The organism is Primorskyibacter sedentarius (assembly GCF_004342065.1).
GTDB lineage: Bacteria > Pseudomonadota > Alphaproteobacteria > Rhodobacterales > Rhodobacteraceae > Primorskyibacter > Primorskyibacter sedentarius.
In genome coordinates, this window is record NZ_SLZU01000022.1 from 17,296 (window position 1) to 35,685 (window position 18,390).

The 18,390-nt window shown below is 60.3% G+C and carries 20 protein-coding genes; 12 read left to right on the top strand and 8 right to left on the bottom strand.

What is annotated here, in order from left to right; genetic code table 11:
- Window positions 1-105 precede the first annotated feature (105 nt).
- The 5 genes from sciP to EDD52_RS24300 all read left to right on the top strand — a co-directional run bounded on the left by sciP (window position 106) and on the right by EDD52_RS24300 (window position 5,734).
- Complete coding sequence (gene sciP, locus EDD52_RS19660; RefSeq protein WP_132248179.1) at window positions 106-384, top strand: CtrA inhibitor SciP; 279 nt, start codon at window positions 106-108, stop codon at window positions 382-384.
- Between the two features lie 93 nt (window positions 385-477).
- Window positions 478-1,194: a response regulator transcription factor CtrA gene (gene ctrA / locus EDD52_RS19665; RefSeq protein WP_132248181.1), complete on the top strand. Its 717-nt coding sequence runs from the start codon at window positions 478-480 to the stop codon at window positions 1,192-1,194.
- A gap of 81 nt (window positions 1,195-1,275) precedes the next feature.
- Complete coding sequence (gene ligA / locus EDD52_RS19670) at window positions 1,276-3,396, top strand: NAD-dependent DNA ligase LigA (RefSeq protein WP_132248183.1); 2,121 nt, start codon at window positions 1,276-1,278, stop codon at window positions 3,394-3,396.
- Window positions 3,393-5,480, top strand: coding sequence for an ATP-dependent DNA helicase RecG (gene recG / locus EDD52_RS19675; RefSeq protein WP_132248257.1), 2,088 nt, complete (start codon window positions 3,393-3,395; stop codon window positions 5,478-5,480). The genes ligA and recG overlap by 4 nt, the downstream gene beginning before the upstream one ends.
- A gap of 131 nt (window positions 5,481-5,611) precedes the next feature.
- Entirely contained in the window at window positions 5,612-5,734 is a 123-nt protein-coding gene (locus tag EDD52_RS24300; protein WP_279389278.1) for a hypothetical protein, read from the top strand.
- Between the two features lie 211 nt (window positions 5,735-5,945).
- Here EDD52_RS24300 and EDD52_RS19680 read toward each other — a convergent pair whose 3' ends face one another.
- Window positions 5,946-6,398 (bottom strand): iron-sulfur cluster assembly scaffold protein, encoded by a 453-nt coding sequence (locus EDD52_RS19680; RefSeq protein ID WP_132248185.1) that lies wholly within the window; start codon window positions 6,396-6,398, stop codon window positions 5,946-5,948.
- A gap of 68 nt (window positions 6,399-6,466) precedes the next feature.
- Here EDD52_RS19680 and hisI point away from each other — a divergent pair, with 68 nt between their 5' ends.
- Window positions 6,467-6,826, top strand: a complete 360-nt coding sequence (hisI, locus tag EDD52_RS19685) for a phosphoribosyl-AMP cyclohydrolase (RefSeq protein WP_132248187.1) — start codon at window positions 6,467-6,469, stop codon at window positions 6,824-6,826.
- Window positions 6,827-6,828: 2 nt separating this feature from the next.
- On the opposite strand, the gene gluQRS is transcribed toward hisI, so the two are convergent.
- The 3 genes from gluQRS to EDD52_RS19700 are packed head-to-tail and all read right to left on the bottom strand — an operon-like array spanning window position 6,829 to window position 9,937.
- Entirely contained in the window at window positions 6,829-7,719 is an 891-nt protein-coding gene (gene gluQRS, locus EDD52_RS19690) for a tRNA glutamyl-Q(34) synthetase GluQRS (protein WP_132248188.1), read from the bottom strand.
- Between the two features lie 4 nt (window positions 7,720-7,723).
- The gene (trmFO, locus tag EDD52_RS19695) at window positions 7,724-9,079 is read right to left on the bottom strand and encodes a methylenetetrahydrofolate--tRNA-(uracil(54)-C(5))-methyltransferase (FADH(2)-oxidizing) TrmFO (RefSeq protein ID WP_132248190.1); all 1,356 of its coding nucleotides are present in this window, start codon (window positions 9,077-9,079) and stop codon (window positions 7,724-7,726) included.
- Window positions 9,080-9,124: 45 nt separating this feature from the next.
- Window positions 9,125-9,937 carry an enoyl-CoA hydratase gene (locus EDD52_RS19700; protein WP_279389279.1) on the bottom strand — a complete coding sequence of 271 codons (813 nt, stop codon included), beginning with the start codon at window positions 9,935-9,937 and terminating at the stop codon, window positions 9,125-9,127.
- Between the two features lie 32 nt (window positions 9,938-9,969).
- Between EDD52_RS19700 and EDD52_RS19705 the strand changes: the two genes are divergently transcribed.
- The 6 genes from EDD52_RS19705 to EDD52_RS19730 all read left to right on the top strand — a co-directional run bounded on the left by EDD52_RS19705 (window position 9,970) and on the right by EDD52_RS19730 (window position 14,930).
- Window positions 9,970-10,398 carry a PaaI family thioesterase gene (locus EDD52_RS19705; protein ID WP_132248194.1) on the top strand — a complete coding sequence of 143 codons (429 nt, stop codon included), beginning with the start codon at window positions 9,970-9,972 and terminating at the stop codon, window positions 10,396-10,398.
- Between the two features lie 182 nt (window positions 10,399-10,580).
- Entirely contained in the window at window positions 10,581-11,543 is a 963-nt protein-coding gene (locus tag EDD52_RS19710) for a collagen-binding domain-containing protein (RefSeq protein WP_165907595.1), read from the top strand.
- Window positions 11,544-11,790: 247 nt separating this feature from the next.
- Window positions 11,791-12,258 carry a 50S ribosomal protein L13 gene (gene rplM / locus EDD52_RS19715; RefSeq protein WP_132248199.1) on the top strand — a complete coding sequence of 156 codons (468 nt, stop codon included), beginning with the start codon at window positions 11,791-11,793 and terminating at the stop codon, window positions 12,256-12,258.
- Window positions 12,258-12,743 (top strand): 30S ribosomal protein S9, encoded by a 486-nt coding sequence (gene rpsI / locus EDD52_RS19720; RefSeq protein WP_132248201.1) that lies wholly within the window; start codon window positions 12,258-12,260, stop codon window positions 12,741-12,743. Before rplM ends, rpsI begins: the two co-directional genes overlap by 1 nt.
- A gap of 375 nt (window positions 12,744-13,118) precedes the next feature.
- The gene (locus EDD52_RS19725) at window positions 13,119-14,075 is read left to right on the top strand and encodes a hypothetical protein (RefSeq protein WP_132248203.1); all 957 of its coding nucleotides are present in this window, start codon (window positions 13,119-13,121) and stop codon (window positions 14,073-14,075) included.
- Window positions 14,076-14,078: 3 nt separating this feature from the next.
- Window positions 14,079-14,930 carry a glycosyltransferase domain-containing protein gene (locus EDD52_RS19730; protein ID WP_132248205.1) on the top strand — a complete coding sequence of 284 codons (852 nt, stop codon included), beginning with the start codon at window positions 14,079-14,081 and terminating at the stop codon, window positions 14,928-14,930.
- A gap of 26 nt (window positions 14,931-14,956) precedes the next feature.
- On the opposite strand, the gene EDD52_RS19735 is transcribed toward EDD52_RS19730, so the two are convergent.
- Genes EDD52_RS19735 through metA form a run of 4 tightly spaced genes read right to left on the bottom strand, consistent with a single transcriptional unit; the run spans window position 14,957 to window position 18,359 of the window.
- Window positions 14,957-15,574, bottom strand: coding sequence for a TetR/AcrR family transcriptional regulator (locus EDD52_RS19735; protein ID WP_132248207.1), 618 nt, complete (start codon window positions 15,572-15,574; stop codon window positions 14,957-14,959).
- Entirely contained in the window at window positions 15,567-16,436 is an 870-nt protein-coding gene (gene ppk2, locus EDD52_RS19740) for a polyphosphate kinase 2 (RefSeq protein WP_132248209.1), read from the bottom strand. The genes EDD52_RS19735 and ppk2 overlap by 8 nt, the downstream gene beginning before the upstream one ends.
- Before the next feature lie 43 nt (window positions 16,437-16,479).
- Window positions 16,480-17,427 (bottom strand): alpha/beta fold hydrolase, encoded by a 948-nt coding sequence (locus EDD52_RS19745; RefSeq protein WP_132248211.1) that lies wholly within the window; start codon window positions 17,425-17,427, stop codon window positions 16,480-16,482.
- Entirely contained in the window at window positions 17,427-18,359 is a 933-nt protein-coding gene (gene metA / locus EDD52_RS19750; protein ID WP_132248213.1) for a homoserine O-acetyltransferase MetA, read from the bottom strand. Before metA ends, EDD52_RS19745 begins: the two co-directional genes overlap by 1 nt.
- Window positions 18,360-18,390 lie beyond the last annotated feature (31 nt).

The window sequence follows — 18,390 nt, forward strand, 5'->3', positions numbered from 1 at the left end:
TTCGCGCGAAATATAGGCAAATGCAAGATACTCTCAAGGGGCGGTTTCATAGTCCCTTAAGTCGCGGCGCGCCAAGTTCCCCTTCGTAACGAGAAGGGAAAGACGATGTTCCTGAAAAAGGTAGATGGTCCACGGACGGTAACCTTGCCTGATGGTCAGGTGATGACCCTTGCGGATCTGCCGCCACCTGACACAAGACGATGGGTGGCGTCGCGCAAACTGGCCGTGGTTCGCGCCGTGGCGCACGGGCTGCTGACGCAGGAGGCGGCGAAGATACGCTATTCGCTCAGCGACGACGAGTTGCTGGAATGGGTCCGTGCCCTGGCCAACCACGGAGAAGAGGCCCTGAAAGCCACAGCAATACAGAGATTCCGACAACCATGAGTTGCGTGTCGCCAAATCGCGTCTATAGTAACGGGCAGTTAACCAATTTCGCCGAGGTTCGGTTTTGAAGGGTTACCAAACGGAGATATTTAGATGCGCGTTCTGCTGGTGGAAGACGATCCCGCGACGTCCAAGAGTATCGAGATGATGCTCACCCATGCCAATCTCAACGTCTACGCCACAGATTTGGGCGAAGAGGGGATCGATCTGGCAAAGCTATATGATTACGATCTCATCCTGCTTGACCTGAACTTGCCGGATCTCAACGGACATGAGGTTTTGCGTCAGCTTCGCATGGCGCGGATCGAGACACCGATCCTCATTCTTTCAGGGGCGGATGACACGGAAAGCAAGATCAAGGGCTTCGGTTTCGGGGCCGATGATTACCTGACCAAACCGTTCCACCGCGAAGAGCTGATCGCGCGGATTCACGCCATCATCCGGCGGTCCAAGGGGCATTCTCAATCGGTCATCCGGACTGGCAAGATTTCCGTCAACCTGGACGCGAAGACGGTCGAGGTCGACAACAAGTCTGTTCATCTGACCGGCAAGGAATACCAGATGCTGGAGCTTCTGAGCCTGCGCAAGGGGACAACGCTGACCAAGGAGATGTTCCTGAACCATCTTTACGGCGGCATGGACGAGCCCGAGCTGAAGATCATCGACGTGTTCATCTGCAAGCTGCGCAAGAAGCTGTCCGAAGCCACGGGCGATGAAAACCATATCGAGACCGTCTGGGGCCGTGGTTATGTCCTGCGTGATCCCGAACCCGATGTTGTCGGCGGCACCCGCCTCGCTATCGGCGCCTGACGGCTCTGGACCTGTCGGCGCGCCGCCCCTATCACTGTGACCTGACGCCCGAACGGGCATGCGCAGAGAGAGTGGACAGGCGTGACGGACAAGATTGCGGTCGAGGACCTGACGGAAGATCAGGCGCGGGTGGAGTTGGAGCGCCTCGCGCAGAAGGTTGGCGCGGCCAATATCGCCTATCACGAAAAAGATGCGCCGGAGATTTCCGACGCTGAATTTGACGAGCTCAAGCGGCGCAATGCCGCGATTGAGGCGCGGTTTCCCGCACTCAAGCGCCCCGACAGCCCCAGCGAACAGGTCGGTGCCGCACCTGCCGAAAAATTTGCCAAGGTCACCCACGCGGTGCCAATGCTGTCGCTTGGCAATGCTTTTGACCGCGAAGAAGTGTGTGATTTCGACACGCGCATCAGACGTTACCTTGGCCTCACCGAAGGTGACGCTCTTCACTATACGGCGGAACCCAAAATCGACGGGCTTTCGCTGTCTCTGCGCTACGAGCGGGGCAAGCTCGTTCAGGCCGCGACTCGTGGTGATGGCGCAGTGGGCGAGAACGTCACCGCCAATGCGCTGACCATAGACGATATCCCCGAGCGGCTTGAAAACGCGCCGGATCTGATCGAAGTGCGCGGCGAAGTTTACATGAGCCATGTCGATTTCGAGGCGCTCAATTCCCGCCAGGCCGAAACGGGCCAAAAGCAATTCGCCAATCCGCGAAACGCTGCCGCCGGGTCGTTGCGCCAGCTTGATTCCAATATCACCCGGCAAAGGCCGCTGCGTTTCTTTGCCTATGCTTGGGGTGCGCTTTCCGCGCCGCTGGCAGATACCCAGATAGGGGCGATCGAACGGCTTGGGGCGCTGGGGTTCCAGACAAATCCTCTCACGCTGTTATGCGACGGCCCCGAGGAAATGCTGGCCCATTACGCGCGGATCGAAGCACAGCGCGCGACGCTTGGCTACGATATCGACGGAGTCGTCTACAAGGTGAACGATCTGGCCCTGCAGCAGCGGTTGGGGTTTCGCAGCACCACGCCGCGTTGGGCGATTGCCCACAAATTCCCTGCCGAACTTGCCTGGACCCGGTTGGAGGCTATCGACATTCAGGTCGGTCGGACGGGCGCGCTTTCGCCCGTTGCACGGCTGACGCCGGTGACGGTCGGCGGCGTCGTCGTGTCCAACGCAACGCTGCATAATGAGGATTACATCGCCGGGCGCGACAGCACGGGCGCCGAGATCCGCGACGGCAAGGATATCCGTGTCGGCGACTGGGTGCAGGTCTACCGTGCGGGCGATGTGATCCCCAAGATCGCGGATGTTGATCTGTCGAAACGTCCGGACGGTGCCGCGCCTTTCGTGTTTCCGACCGTCTGCCCGCGTTGCGGGTCCGAGGCGATCCGCGAAGAGGGCGACGCTGTGCGCCGCTGCACAGGCGGCATCATCTGCCCCGCGCAGGCCGTTGAAAAGTTAAAGCATTTCGTCAGCCGGGGTGCCTTTGACATCGAAGGTCTGGGGGCCAAGCAGGTTGAACAGTTCTACGAGGATGGCTGGATCAAGGAGCCTGCCGACATTTTCGAGCTGAAATCGCGCTACGGGTCCGGCCTGCAACAGCTCAAGAACCGCGAAGGGTGGGGCGACAAATCGGCGAGCAACCTCTTCGACGCCATCGACGAGCGCCGGAATATTCCGCTGCGCAAGTTGATTTTTGCGCTTGGCATCCGGCATGTGGGCGAAAGCGCGTCCAACACTCTGGCCACGCATTACGGCAGTTGGGACGCGTTCGAAGCTGCGATGGGGGCCGCCGCGGATCTGGAGGGACCGGCCTGGGAAGACCTGATCGGCATTGACGGCGTGGGCAAGGTGCTGGCGGAATCGGTTGTGACCACGATGAAGCAAGAGGCAGAGCGCGCCTCCATCGACCGGCTTGTCGCACATCTGACCGTCGAAGACGCCGTCCGCCCCGACACCGATGGCAGCCCCGTCGCGGGCAAGACAGTCGTCTTTACCGGCACGCTGGAACAGATGACGCGGGCAGAGGCGAAGGTGCGGGCCGAGGCTTTAGGCGCCAAGGTTTCGGGGTCTGTCTCACGCAAGACCGATATTCTGGTGGCGGGCCCCGGCGCGGGATCAAAGGCCACGAAGGCGAAAGAGCTTGGCGTTACCGTCATGGACGAAGCCGAATGGCTGGCGCTTATCGGGCAGGCATGAGCGGTCGGCCGGAAATTCTGTTCCCGCTTTTTGCGGATGTGAAGGGGCTGGACGGGGTCGGGCCGAAGACGGCTGCCAATCTTGCAGGGCTGGGCATCGAGGCGCCGCGCGACCTGCTGTTCACGCTGCCGCATTCCGGCATTGACCGCGTTCAGCGCGAAACTGTGCTGGGCGCGGATCTGCCCTGCGTGATCACGGTCGAGGTCACGGTGGGGCAGCATCGCCCCCCCCGCAGCAAAGGCGCTTACCGCGTCGATGTTCAGGATGCGAAGACCAGCTTTCAGCTCGTGTTCTTCCATGCGCGCGGTGATTACCTGAAACGCATGTTGCCAGAGGGCAAGCGGGTGCTGCTGTCCGGAAAGGTCGAGTTTTTCGACGGGATTGCACAGATGGTGCATCCCGATCACATGGTTGCACCTGACGAGGCGGACCAGATCCCGGCCTTTGAACCTGTTTATCCGCTGACTGCGGGGGTGACGCAAAAGCTGATGGTGCGGGCCATGGCCGATGCGCTGTCGCGCGCGCCGGATCTGGCGGAATGGATCGATCCTGCACAGAAGGCCGTCAAAGGCTGGCCCGATTGGAAAGCGGCGGTGGAGACGGCCCATCATCCCGAATGGCTCGCCGATCTGGCCGCAACCGCGCCTGCACGAGAACGGCTGGCCTATGATGAGTTCATGGCGCATCAGTTGACGCTGGCCCTGGCGCGGGCGCAGCGCAGGCGGTCGAAGGGGTTTGTGACGCGCGGCGATGCCCGGTTGCGCAACAAGGTACTGCGGCATCTGCCGTATGAGCCGACCGGTGCTCAGGTCCGCGCGATCGCCGAGGTCGAGGCCGATATGGAGCGCCCCGAACGCATGAACCGGCTGCTTCAGGGCGATGTCGGATCCGGCAAGACGCTGGTTGCCTTCATGTCGCTGCTGATCGCGGTAGAGGCCGGTGGGCAGGGCGTGATGATGGCCCCGACCGAAATCCTCGCACGGCAACATCTGGAAGGGTTGCAGCCACTGGCAGAGCAGGCGGGCGTGGTTCTGGAACTGCTCACCGGTCGCGACAAGGGCGCGGAACGGCGGGCAAAGCTGGAGGCGCTCGCGCGTGGCGACATTCAGATCCTTGTGGGCACCCATGCGGTTTTTCAGGCGGATGTGGTGTTCAAGGATCTGCGGCTGGCCATCGTCGATGAACAGCACCGGTTCGGCGTCCGCCAGCGGTTGGAGCTTGGTCGCAAAGGCGCGGCTGTCGATGTGCTGGTGATGACCGCGACGCCGATCCCGCGTAGCCTCGCTTTGGCGCAATATGGCGATATGGACGTGTCGGTGCTGGACGAAAAGCCGCCCGGCCGGCTGCCGATTCAGACCGCGATGATCTCGACCCAGCGGATCGGCGAGGTGACCGACCATCTTCGCGGCGCCATCGCTCAGGGGCGGCAGGCCTATTGGGTCTGTCCGCTGGTCGAGGAAAGCGAGGTTTCGGATCTCTCTTCGGCCGAGGATCGTTTCGCGCATCTGCGGGCGGCCTTGGGCGAGGGCGTCGTCGGGCTGGTACATGGCCAGATGCCACCGGCGGAAAAAGACGCGGCCATGGCCCGGTTCCAGCGCGGAGAGACCTCTGTTCTTGTCGCCACAACGGTGATCGAGGTGGGGGTAAACGTGCCCAACGCCACGATCATGGTGATCGAGCGGGCGGAATCCTTCGGGCTGGCGCAGCTCCACCAGCTGCGGGGCAGGGTGGGGCGCGGCGACAAGGCCTCTACTTGTCTCTTGATGTACCAGTCGCCGCTTGGCGAAACCGGCGAGAGACGCCTGAAAACCCTGCGAGAGACGGAGGACGGGTTCCGCATCTCGGAGGTTGATCTGGAAATGCGCGGCGCGGGCGATCTGATCGGCACGGCGCAATCCGGTCTGCCACGGTTTCAGGTGGCCGATATGGAAGCGCAGGCCGCCCTGATGGCGGTGGCGCAATCCGATGCCCGCAAGCTTCTGACCGAGGACCCGACACTGGACAGCCCGCGTGGAAAGGCGGCGCGCGTTCTGCTTTGGCTGATGCGTCAGGACGAGGCGATCCGGCTTCTGTCGGTCGGCTGAACGGCCTGAAAACTCTTACAAATTTCCGCTTCCGTTCTGCAATGTTCACTTTTGTTCTCAAAAAGTTCTTTACTTGTGGTTAATTATATGAGAACAAAGAGGCAACAAGACATTAACGACGAGGGTTAGAGATGATCAAGCAAGTCAAATCCACGCTCCATGCTTCCGACGCGACGCTGGTTCAGGATGCTGTCGGTGCTGTTGCCCTTGTCATCATGCTGGTGGGTGCGCTGCATCTGCCCGGTCTTGTCTGAATTTCTGCCTGCGCCCTTGTGCCGGATCGTCCCGCATCCTGTCCCAACTTCGATGCGCCCTGACTGACACTGCCTGTTCCGTCTCCCCTGAGGTTCCCGCCTCGTTCGGACTGTCCGGAGCCTGACACAAGACAGCGCTACTCGCCGCCGCCTTCCCCTGGAAGCGCGGCGGTTTTTTCGTCCGGGGTGGGGGAGACGGTGCGGTGAGCGGTCAGGCGCAATCTGACCGTTCGGCTTTTTCCGCAGCCTCGCAGGCCGCTTCCAGCGTCAACAGGATCGAGGCATGACGGTTCTTGTAATCGCGGGCAGGCCGCAGAACCTCCAACCCGTCGAAAGGCGCCTCTGGCGCGGGACCGTTTTCTTTCAGCATGGCTTTGAGCGCGTCGCGGGCGGCTTCGATCTGCGCGCGGGTGCTGCCAATGATCGCCCCGCCGACAACAGCGGCAGAGGCCTGACCCAAGGCGCAGGCTTTGACGTCCTGCGCAAACTCGGCAACCTTGCCGTCTTTCATGATCAGATCCACCGTGACGGTCGACCCGCAAAGCGGCGAGCGTCGTTTCACGCTGGCGTCCGGGGCATCAAGCCTGCCAAGATGCGGAATGTCCGCTGCAAGCGCAAGGATGCGCGAGGAATAGAGCTTTATAAGGTCCGTTTCGCCGGGCATGGCTTTTCCTTCGTATCAGAACCTCATAAATAGGCGTCCAACGCGTCAATGCAAAAGGGTTTTTGCCGATGACATTCGATCCTGCGACTTTGGTCTATGACGACCGCGGCCTGATCCCTGCCATTGCCCAGCAAGAGGGGACGGGCGAAGTGCTGATGATGGCGTGGATGAATGCCGAGTCGGTCGCCCGCACGCTGGACACGGGGCGCGTGACCTACTGGTCGCGCTCGCGCCAGTCTTTCTGGGTGAAGGGCGAAAGCTCCGGCCATGTGCAGGAGCTTGTCGATCTGCGGGTCGATTGCGACCGGGACTGCCTGCTCGTGGTCGTGAACCAGACCGGACCTGCCTGCCACACCAACCGCCGCAGCTGCTTCTACACAGCCGTGCGGGACGGTGAAGAGGTCGAGCTGATGAAGCCGGAAAGCTGACCTCAGCTTTGCGCGGCGGGCAGGCCAACGCGGGCCCGGATGGTTTCGGGAGTTGCGCCTGCGTCTCTCAACGCAGCAATGGCGCGGGCGTTGTCGCGCTTTGCCAGCCGTTTGCCGGAGTCGTCCCGGATCAAACTGTGATGGTGATAGGCTGGTGTGGGAAGCGATAGCAGCCTTTGCAGCAAGACATGGATCGGCGTCGCCTCGAACAGGTCCTGCCCGCGAATGACGCAGGTGATGTCCTGATCGGCGTCATCAAGAACAACAGACAGGTGATAAGAGCCGAGAAAGTCGCGCCGCGACAGGACGACGTCGCCCACACCGGCGCGCAGCGCCTGCGCAGAGGTTTGTATCTGCCCGGTTTCCCCATCAGGTCCGGCGCCTGTCTCTGTGAAGATCAACGGATGGTCATCCAGACTGTCCAATGCGCGCGCCATGTTCAGCCGCAGGGCCGTTCCGTCAGGGCGCGGCCCTCTACCGTAGCCGGGCGACAGCAGGTCGCGGCAGGTGCCGGGATAGATGATTCCATCCGGCCCGATCACCGGATCGCCGCCTTCCTGCGGGGCGCTTGCGGCGGCGGCGATGTCGCGGCGGGTGCAATGGCAGGGATAGATCAGCTCACGGCGCCACAGCTCATCCAGCGCGGCGGCGTAGGTGGGCAGGCGGTCCGACTGGCGCAGAGGCGGCGCGTCCCAGGTGATGCCCAGCCAGCCGAGATCATCCAGGATCTGCGCCTCCCATTCCGGCCGACATCGGGTGGCATCGATATCTTCGATCCGCAGCAAGAAACGGCCACCGACCCCGCGCGCCATGTCATGCGCCAGAAGGGCGGAATAGGCGTGACCCAGATGCAGCGGCCCGGTGGGCGACGGGGCGAACCGGGTCACGAACATGCGCTCAGGCCAAAACCGATGTCTGCGCGGCCAGCCAGTCGGACCAGGCGGATTTTGCGCGGTCGGTATAGGCTTTGTAGCGATCCTTGCGGCCCCGGCGTCCGCCCTTCATGCCGTCAAGCGGACGGAAAAGGCCGAAATTGACGTTCATCGGCTGGAAGGTCTTGGCCTCGGCCCCGCCGGTGATGTGATGGACCAGCGCACCATGCGCCGTGTCCTGCGGCAGATCGGGCATTGGCGCGCCGATGATCTCGGCAGCGGCGAGACGCCCGGCCAGCAGCCCCATCGCGGCCGATTCCACATAGCCCTCGACCCCGGTGATCTGACCGGCAAAGCGGATATGGGGTTTGGAATGCAGGCGCATCTGCGCATCCAGCAAAGTGGGGGAGTTCAGGAAGGTATTGCGGTGGATGCCACCCAGCCGGGCAAAGCGGGCCTCTTCCAACCCCGGGATCATCCGCAGCACGTCCGTCTGCGCGCCGTATTTCATCTTGGTCTGAAATCCGACGATATTATACAGCGTGCCCAACGCGTTATCGCGGCGAAGCTGCACCACGGCATAGGCTTTGACATCGGGTTGATGCGGGTTGGTCAGGCCAACGGGCTTCATCGGGCCAAAGCGCAGGGTCTCGCGGCCACGTTCGGCCATGACCTCGATCGGCAGGCAGCCGTCGAAATAGCCTGCGGTCTCGCCCTCGTGGAACTCTGTCTTATCGGCGGCCAGAAGCGCGTCGATGAAGGCCTCGTATTGATCCTTGTCCATCGGGCAGTTGAGGTAGGCGGTGCGCTCTTCTTCTGTCTCGCCCTTGTCATAGCGCGACTGCATCCATGCCTTCGACATGTCGATGCTTTCGGCATAGATGATCGGCGCAATGGCATCGAAAAAGGCCAGCGCTTCAGCGCCCGTCTCCGCCTGAATGGCCGCACCAAGCGCTGAGGATGTAAGCGGGCCGGTGGCGATGATCCAGTTCCCGTCTTCGGGCAGGGCGGTGACCTCTTCATACGAGACCGACACGTTCGGATGCGCCATCAAGGTCGCCGTTACGGTTTCGGCAAACGGGTCGCGGTCCACGGCCAGCGCGCCGCCAGCGGGCAGGCGGTGGCGGTCGGCGGTGGCCATGATCAGACCATTCGCCTGACGCATTTCCCAATGCAGCAGGCCCACCGCGTTCTGTTCATCATCATCCGAACGGAAGGAGTTGGAACACACCATCTCGCCCAGATTGCCGGTCTTATGGGCAAAGGTTTCCACCTTGGGGCGCATTTCGTGGATCACCACGCGCACCCCGGCATTGGCCGCCTGCCAGGCGGCCTCGGATCCGGCCATTCCGCCGCCGACAATATGCAATTCCTGTGTCATGGGGCCGATGTAGTGTGGCGCGCGGGGATTGTCACGAGGTGGCGCTTATTGTTCCCATTTGGGGGGGCGTTTTTCGATAAAGGCGCTGATGCCTTCCGCGGTGTCGCGATGCAGCATGTTCTCCACCATGACCTGCCCGGTATGGGCATAGGCCTCTGCCGCCGTCATCTCCAACTGGTCATAGAAGGCGCGTTTGCCGATCCGAACCGCAACGCCCAGCTTGTCTGCAACGGTCTGTGCCAGACTTTCGGTCTCTGCCGCCAGCGTGTCAGCTGCCACGACGTGGTTGACCAAGCCTAGTTCCTTCGCGCGGCTCGCGTCTATGAAACTGCCGGTGGTCAGCATTTCAAACGCCTGCTTGCGCGGGATGTTGCGCGACAGCGCCACCATCGGGGTGGAGCAGAACAGCCCGATATTCACACCGTTCACGCCAAATCGCGTGCCTTCCGCCGCCACGGCCATGTCGCAGGAGGCGACAAGCTGGCAGCCTGCCGCTGTCGCGATCCCGTGGACCTGCGCGATCACCGGCTGGGGCAGGGCGCGGATGGCCAGCATTACCTCTGTGCAGCGATCGAACAGGTCTTTGAAATAGGCTTTGCCCCCATCCTCGGCCTGCCTGCCTGCGGTCATCTGCTTCAGGTCATGGCCCGCGCAGAACGCCTTGCCTTCGCCCGACAGGATGACCGCGCGGATGCTTGCGTCGTCGGTCAGCGCATCGAATTCGGACTTCAGCGCCGCCAACATTTCATCGGACAGGGCATTCAGCCTTTCGGGGGCGTTCATATGCAGCCGCCTGACCGCGCCAATGTCGTGACGTTCCAGAATTGCCATCTTGTCCTCCTGCTGCTGACGGGCCAACCCTAGGCGGCAAGAACAGCGGAGGAAAGTGCATGGATTTGAAAATGACCGCCGAAGAGCTGACCGGGTTCATGGCAGAGGTCTTTCCGCAGGTGGTGGATGACTTCGGCGTAGAGGAGGTTCGCCCCATGGGCATCACCATGCGGCTGAAAGTGAGCGAACGCCACTTGCGCCCCGGAGGCACCGTATCGGGCCCGTCGATGTTTGCGCTGGCGGATGTGGCGGTCTATCTCGCCGTTCTGGCGATGATCGGGCCGCAGGCTTTGGCCGTGACGACCAATTGTTCGATCGATTTCATGCGAAAGCCTGCCGCGGGCGTGGATCTGATTGCAGAGTGCCGTTTGCTGAAACTTGGCCGCGTTCTGGCCGTGGGTGACGTGCTGATCCATTCGGACGGGAACGACGCCCCGGTGGCGCGGGCCAGCCTGACCTATTCCATCCCGCCCGTCGCTGTGGGGTAACTTCCCGCAGTTTTTCCCCGATTATTCCCAAGAGATCAGACGTAACGTTAAATGCGAGGGTGACCTATTCAGAGTTGCCGGAACCTATCCGAATGCGTATCTGCCGTTTGCCAGTTCGGATCGTTAGAACGGCAGGTAGCGGCGAAGGCTGCATAGTTAGTAGTTGTAAGGATAACGTTATGATGAAAAAGTTGAAGGCGGCCGCATGTGTCGTTCTTTTTCCGGTAGCCGGTACCGCCGCCACGATGGACGCGACAGATTTGCTGCGTCAGTACAACCTGATCACCTCGGGCAATGTCGTCAGCCAGCAAGAGGTTGAGGGCCACGCCTATATTGGTGGCAATCTCAGCGGCAACACCGTCCAGTTCGACTTCAAGCACGCCGATGTGCCTGACAGTGGTCTGGCCGAGGTGGTCGTGCTTGGTGACAACAGCGCCATGATCAAGGGCCAGAAGGGCACCAACGGCACGACTGTCGTGATCGAGGGCACCAATACCAGTTTCGTCGAAACCGCGAATGCCGCCTATGTCGGGACCAACAACGGCACCATCCAGAATGTCGACAAGATCCTGACCGAAAGCACCGGTCTTGTGCCGGACAGAAGCGATGTGATCGATGTTCTGAACGCGACCGCCGAGGAACTGGCCGGGATGGCCTCTACCGGAACGCTGACGAAAACCGGTCAGGGCTATGTCTTTGGCAGCGGGATCTACAATATCGACGAGACCTATTTCGGTTCCGGCTGGCCTTACGAGTTCACCCTGGCACCTGAGGCGGGCGAGACCACGATCATCAACGTTGCAGGCAAATCGATCCGCCTGGAAGAGAATTTCGTCGGCACCGCCTATGAAACCGCGCAGAGCGTGCTGTGGAACTTCTACGAAGCGACCGAGCTTTACCTCGACCGCACGATCATCGGTTCCGTTCTGGCCCCGAATGCCGAGGTTTCTGTGAACGCTTCGATGGAAGGCACCCTCTTTGCGGCCTCCGCGCTGCTGAGCGGTGGTGAAGTCCACTTGCAGCAATTCTCCGGGACGATCCCCGGTGGGGCTCCGGCGCCGTCGCCGGTCCCGCTGCCTGCCGCGCTGCCGATGCTTCTGGCCGCCTTTGGCGGGCTGGCCTTCCTGCGCCGCCGCAGCGCCTGAACCAACTCTACCACTCACATCACACACTCACGGAAGACCGGAACGGCCCCGCAAGGGGCCGTTTCCACGTTCGGGGGCGGGGATGTTGTGGGGTAAAATAATACCTATTTTGCAAGTCATTGTTTTTGAATATTAAATCTAAGAAAGTGCCGCTTGACCTGCAATCAGCGCCGTATATAACCCGGCAATCGAATTCGGATGTCGGGCCTCTCCCGGCGTTCCAACCAAACCAAAGGGCAATCCCGTCATGAAAACCTTTTCTGCTACCCCGGCAGACATCGACAAGAAATGGATCCTGATCGACGCTGAAGGCGTGGTTCTGGGCCGTCTTGCTTCGATCGTGGCCATGCGCCTGCGCGGCAAGCACAAAGCAAGCTTCACGCCGAACATGGACATGGGCGACAATGTCATCATCATCAACGCCGACAAGGTGCAGATGACCGGCAAGAAGCGCACCGACAAGAAATACTACTGGCACACCGGCCATCCGGGCGGCATCAAGCACCGCACCGCCGGTCAGATCCTCGAAGGCAAGTACCCCGAGCGTGTCGTGACCGCCGCCGTCAAGCGCATGCTGCCGGGCAACCGTCTGTCCCGTCAGGTCATGACCAACCTGCGCGTCTATGCGGGGACCGATCACCCGCATGATGCACAGCAGCCGGAAGTGCTGGACGTGAAGAACATGAATTCCAAAAACACCCGGGTGGCGAAATAATGGCTGACCAGATCAACACTCTCGAAGACCTGAACACGGTCGCCGGTATCGAGCCGGTCGCCGAGGTCGAAACCCCGCGTGAGCCTGTTCGTGATGCGCTTGGCCGTGCCTATGCAACCGGCAAGCGGAAAGACGCGGTTGCGCGCGTCTGGATCAAGCCGGGTTCCGGCAAGGTCATCGTCAACGGCAAGCCGATCAACACGTATTTTGCACGCCCCGTGCTTCAGATGATCCTCAAGCAGCCCTTCACCGTTTCGGGCACCGAGGACCAGTTCGACGTGATGGCAACCGTCAAGGGCGGTGGTCTGTCCGGTCAGGCCGGCGCGGTCAAGCACGGCGTGTCCAAGGCGCTGCAGCTGTACGATCCCAGCCTGCGCGGTGCGCTGAAAGCGGCAGGCTTCCTGACCCGCGACAGCCGCGTCGTCGAGCGTAAGAAGTACGGTAAGGCCAAAGCGCGTAAGAGCTTCCAGTTCTCCAAGCGCTGAATGTTTGCCAACGCTATTGACATTGGAAAGGGTCCGTACGATGCGGACCTTTTCCGTGCGATCCGCCGTCTGCAATGGAGAGCATTGCCCATCACGATAATTGGCTTTTGGGCGCTCTTAACGGTCTTTTTTCGAGTTCGTTGTTCCGTGTGGTCATGAAAAGCCTGACAGTTCAGATACCGAGCCGAACACGTGCGGCAACGGCAAAACCGCAAAGCGCTCTGCACGCCGACAAGTTTGCCACTTTGTAGTTTACTAATTTGTACGCGCATAATTAAGCTACACAGAGTCAAATCAATCCAACATCATCACTGATGCCGCAGCCTATGACATTTTTGATGTTACATCGAACCTTTCCGAGGAACTCGGGTACAAATGAATGAACGTCCGCTACGCTTGGAACTGGTTTATCAACCAAAACAAAAAAAATATGGTAGCGTCGAGTTGCGCGTCTTTCAACTTGCCCAGATCCTGGAACGCTATGCGGGCCGTGACATTTCCGTAAAACTGGTGCCATTTAGATATAGGCAATGGTATCTTCAAGGGGCTTGGGCGCTTGCAAGGCCCCGCAACACGGCTGTCCTTTTTTCAAAGTCATGCCTAAAGCGAATTCGTCCTAATACTCTCAAGGTTTGCCGGTGGCGCGGATGCACTACACTGATTGACTATGTCGATGGCGATCTCGACATGGCACGGCACTTGTCCCCAGACGTCCACCTTGCCGCCTCCTTCGGCGCGGAAAGGGAGTTGCTGGCGCTGCGGAAGAATAGGCATACCAAGCAAGGCGAAGTCGTACGGCTGTTGCACCATAACACGGATACTAGGCTTGAAGACGCCCGAGCGTGTGCTTCCGGACATCTCAGTTCCGTGTACATAGGAGATCTGGGAAACACCGTTCGTAGTCCCGCCTTGGAAAAGAAGATCCGGTACGTGCCATTCGAACGCGCGACTGAGATCAATCAGGTTCGACAGGCCATTGCCTCCACAAACTTTCATATCTGTGTACGCAATCTCGACAAACTAGGTAAGGGAAACGTACAGAAACCGTTTACTAAGGGGTTCTTAGCGGCGCACGTTGGTGCGCCGGTTCTAGCTTGGCGAGGCGATGCTGAAGCGCGCCACTTTCTTGGTGACGACTATCCCTATTTCATCGATTCACCCAGGCAAGAAGATATTATGCGCGGCATTGTGCACGCTGAACAAACCTATGGCACCGCTCTGTGGAATGCAGCGATCCATCAGATGGAAAAAATACATCAACAGGTCAATAACAAAAAAATTGCTGAAAGTCTTGTCGTGCTATTGAAAGAAAGAATGGGAAAGGGATCTTGACCGATGGGTGGTCTTGGTGAAATCGTTGTATATTCCTGTTATTTCGGCAAGCCCGAAGACGTCAATACGGTCAGTATGGGTGATGGGGTCGGATACAGGCGGGTGATGGTCACGGATGATAAGGATCTGTGCCTCTCATCGGTCGAAATTTTGCAAGACGATCTGAGACCGTTGGGTCCTGTGCATGCGTCGCGCCGCGCGAAATTGATGCCGCATAAATACTTTCCACGGGCCAATTGGTGCATCTATGTTGACAACCGTGTTTCGCTGAAGGTGTCACCCGTCACTTTGATCCAGCATGCCCAGGCTCAGTTCGAATGGCAAGATCAGCCGATCCAGCGTATGGCGTTCCGGCATGGTGTCCGCCGGTCAGTACTTGAAGAATTAGACCACCTTTACGCTATAGGGCGCATTTCTCGTTCGGACTGGAAAATGACAAACAGGCTGTTCATGTCCGCTGGCGTCAGGAGCAGCGATTTGACGATGAATTCCATCCTTGTACAAAAGATGGGTGACAGCGTAACAGATGAATTCAATGAAAGGTGGTATGAGGTATTTCTGACGCTGCCGTCGCGGGATCAACTCGCTTTGCCGCTCGTAGAACATTCCACCGGGTTGAAGCTTGCACGTAGCCCGTTATGCTATTCTGAATTTGTGACTTGGCCTGCGATCCCCCGACGAAACCGAGCAGTGCGCCTCATGCAGGCGTCGGACCGAAAACCCCGTCTCTTTAGTTTGGCTAGGATTGGATACAAGATAAAAAGGCTTCGCGCCGCTTGGGATATCCAGTCTGCAGAAAACGAGCGGAATACCCCGGTTAGCTCTAGGAAGACCAAAGACAATGATGACGGTTGAGCATTGCCGTTGAAGGTCGCGTAAGTTCAGGCATCTGGCGAAATAAGGCCAAGCCCGCGCAGGTAGACGCCGATCCCCGATTCTAGCAGATCCTCGGGCGGGAAGGGGCTTTGCGTGCCCGGAGAGTTTCGCGCGAAAAGCTCCACCACCCCGTGGCTCATCGCCCAGATATGGGCCGAGAACATCGCCGCTGGGGGGCGTTTTTCCGGCGGGATATGTTCGCTCAGATCGGCAGCGGCCTTTTCCAGAACGCCGCGCGCGCGGGTCGCGATGGCGGCCAGTTCCGGCGAGCGGTTCACCGAAATCCCGCTTTCGAACATGGCGATATAGTGGCCGGGATATTTGCGCGCAAAGGCCAGATAGGCGCGGCCCGTCGCCTCAAACGCGGCAAGCGCCGAGGGCTGACCCTTGTCATAGGCGTATTGCATGACATCGGCGAAGATCTCGTATCCCTGACGCGCGGCCTCGGCGATCAGATCTTCGCGGCCTTCGAAATGGCGGTAGACGGCGGCGGGGGTGACGCCGGCCTGCTTGGCAGCTTCCGACAGGGTGAATCCGGTCGGGCCTTTGGACTCGATGAGTTCCAGTGCCGCCTCGACCAGCGCCTGACGCAGGTTGCCGTGGTGATAGCCGCGTTTAGCCATCCCAGATGTCCGGACCCCCGCAGATCTTTTCATCAACCCTGCCGAGCGCCTTCTTGTCCTTGCCCGCATAATCGATGCCGTGCAGCACGTGACGGATCGCTGCCAGCCGGGCGCGGCGCTTGTCGTCAGAGCGCACGATGGTCCAGGGGGCTTCTGTCGTATGGCTGCGCTTCAGTGTCTCTTCGATGGCATCGGAATAGTCATCCCATTTCTTCAGCCCTTCGACATCGATCCAGCTGAGTTTCCAATGCTTCAGCGGATCGCGTTCGCGTTCCATGAAGCGCCGAAGCTGTTCGGCGCGACCGACATTCAGCCAAAGTTTGAACAGGTGGATGCCTTCATCCACCAGCATCCGTTCGAATTCCGGCACCTGGGCAAAGAAATGCTCGCGCTGCGAGTCGGTGCAGAAGTCAAAGACCTTCTCGACGACGCCCCGGTTGTACCAGCTGCGATCAAAGAAGACGATTTCGCCGCCAGCGGGCAGGTGGTCGATATAGCGCTGGAAATACCATTGCGTCGCCTCGGTCTCGGATGGTTTGGACAAGGCCACCAGCCGGGCGCTGCGCGGATTGAGGTTCTCGCGGAAGCGTTTGATCGTACCACCCTTGCCGGCCGCATCGCGCCCTTCGAACACGATCACGACCCGTGCGCCCGAGGATTTGACCCAGCTCAGCATCTTGACCAGTTCGATCTGAAGCGCGGCCATCTCCTTTTCATAAGCCTTGCGGGGCATGCGTTCGGAATGCGGATAGGACGGGCTCAGCACGTCACCCTTTTCGGCGCGCGCGATGGCGTTGCGGATCGCATCAGGGGCGTCGTTTTCGTAGAAAGCGCTGATCGCGCCGTCAAAGGGCAACTGCATCGGTAACCTCCGGGTTTTTCTACAATATGGCGATCCGAACGGGTCAGTGCAATCCGGCGCGGGTTGTCGCCCGGTCAATCGCAGAGAGGACGGCATCGGTATCGGTGTGTTGCGGCATATGCCCTGTGCCTTCCAGAACGGTCAGCTTTGCCTCCGGTATGGCCTGTGCCAGTGCCACGGAATGGATCGTCAGGTTCACGGTGTCATCCGCGTCGCCATGCAGGATTTCCGTCGGCACCGCGATCTGCGGATAATGCGGCACCAGATCCCGGACTTCCTTTTTCAGGCTGGCGCGCTGATCGGCGTTTGCACGCAGCGACTGGCGCCGCAGGGTCAGTGGCGCGCCGATATGGGCGGCATAGCCCGGCGGTTCGGCTTGTGGCGCAAACACGCCCTCGATTGCCTTTTGAACATAGCTTTCGGGCACGAAGGCCGTCAGCAGGGGGACCGCAACAGCCTGACCAAGGGGATGAGACGTCACCTTGTAGAACCGCGGCAGGCCCGTGGGCCAGGGGTGGGACACGGCCGCGACCGTCACCAGCGCGCAAAGCGTATCCGGATGCCCCGTGGCCCAGGCGAGCGCCACTGCCCCGCCGTAGGACTGGCCCAGAACGATGGGGCGCTCCGCCCCCAGCTGGGCAGCTGCGGCTTTCAGCAGCGCCGCCTGCCGGGCGATGGAGCTGCCCTCGGGGCCAAGCCGGTCCGTGTAGCCCAGACCGGGCCGGTCAAACACGATGACGCGGTAGCGATCTGCCAGAAGGTCGACCATGCGGAAGGTAAAATCACGCATGTTGCCGCTGGCGCCGTGGATCAGCACAAGATCGGGCCCCGTGCCTTTGACCAGCACATGCACCCGCGTGCCCTGCACATCAAGGAACTGGCCCTCGGGCGGGTAGCTTCGTTCCGCCTCGGCCTCGGCCACACGGGCGCGCCACTGCACCAGCCATGCCGAGACCAACATCAGGACCGCCGCAAGGATCAGCCAGCGCATCACCGCGAGGTCTTTCCGATCTCGTTCATGTCGAACGGCGTGGTCTGGTAAATCTGGTTTATCCAGTTGCCATAGAGCAGATGCGCGTGGCTGCGCCAGCGGTTCTGCGGAGGCTTGCTGGGATCATCGCCAGGATAGTAATTCGCAGGCACGTTGATCGGTTTGCCAGCCGCCACATCGCGGTCGTATTCCTCTTTCAGCGTGCCGCTGTCATATTCCAGATGGTTGAAGATATAGAGCGCGCGATGCGCCTTGTCCTCGACCAGACATGGGCCGGTCTCTGCGCTGTCGATCAGGATACCCAGACCGCCTGCGCCCTCGATCTCGTCGCGTTTCATCTCTGTCCACCGGCTGACGGGCATGACCATGTCATCGGAAAATCCGCGCAGGTAGGGCGAGGACGGCGCGCAGTTGTGATGCCGGATGCAGCCGAACGCCTTGTGATCCAGAATGTGTTTCTGAACGCCGTGAAAATGATAGATCATCGCCATGCCACCCCAGCACACGCCAAAGGTGGAATGCACGTGGTCCTGCGTCCAGTCCATGACCTGTTGCAGCTCTTGCCAATAGGTGACCTCGTCAAAGGCAAGATGTTCGATCGGCGCGCCGGTGATAACCAGCCCGTCGAACTTGTCGCCAGTCTCTGCCACCTCTGCGAAGGGGCGATAGAAGCTTTCCATATGTTCGGCGGCGGTGTTCTTGGTCTCGTGCTCGGTCATGCGGATCAGCGACAGCTCGATCTGCAGGGGCGTGGCCCCGATCAGCCGGGCGAACTGGTTCTCCGTCTGGATCTTCTTGGGCATCAGGTTCAGAAGCCCGATCTTCAGCGGCCGGATATCCTGCCGCGACGCCTGATCCTCTGACATCACCATGACACCCTCTTTCGAGAGGACGTCATAGGCGGGCAGATCGGCGGGCAGTTTGATGGGCATGGCAGAAGGGCTCCTGCGGGGTCAAAACGGG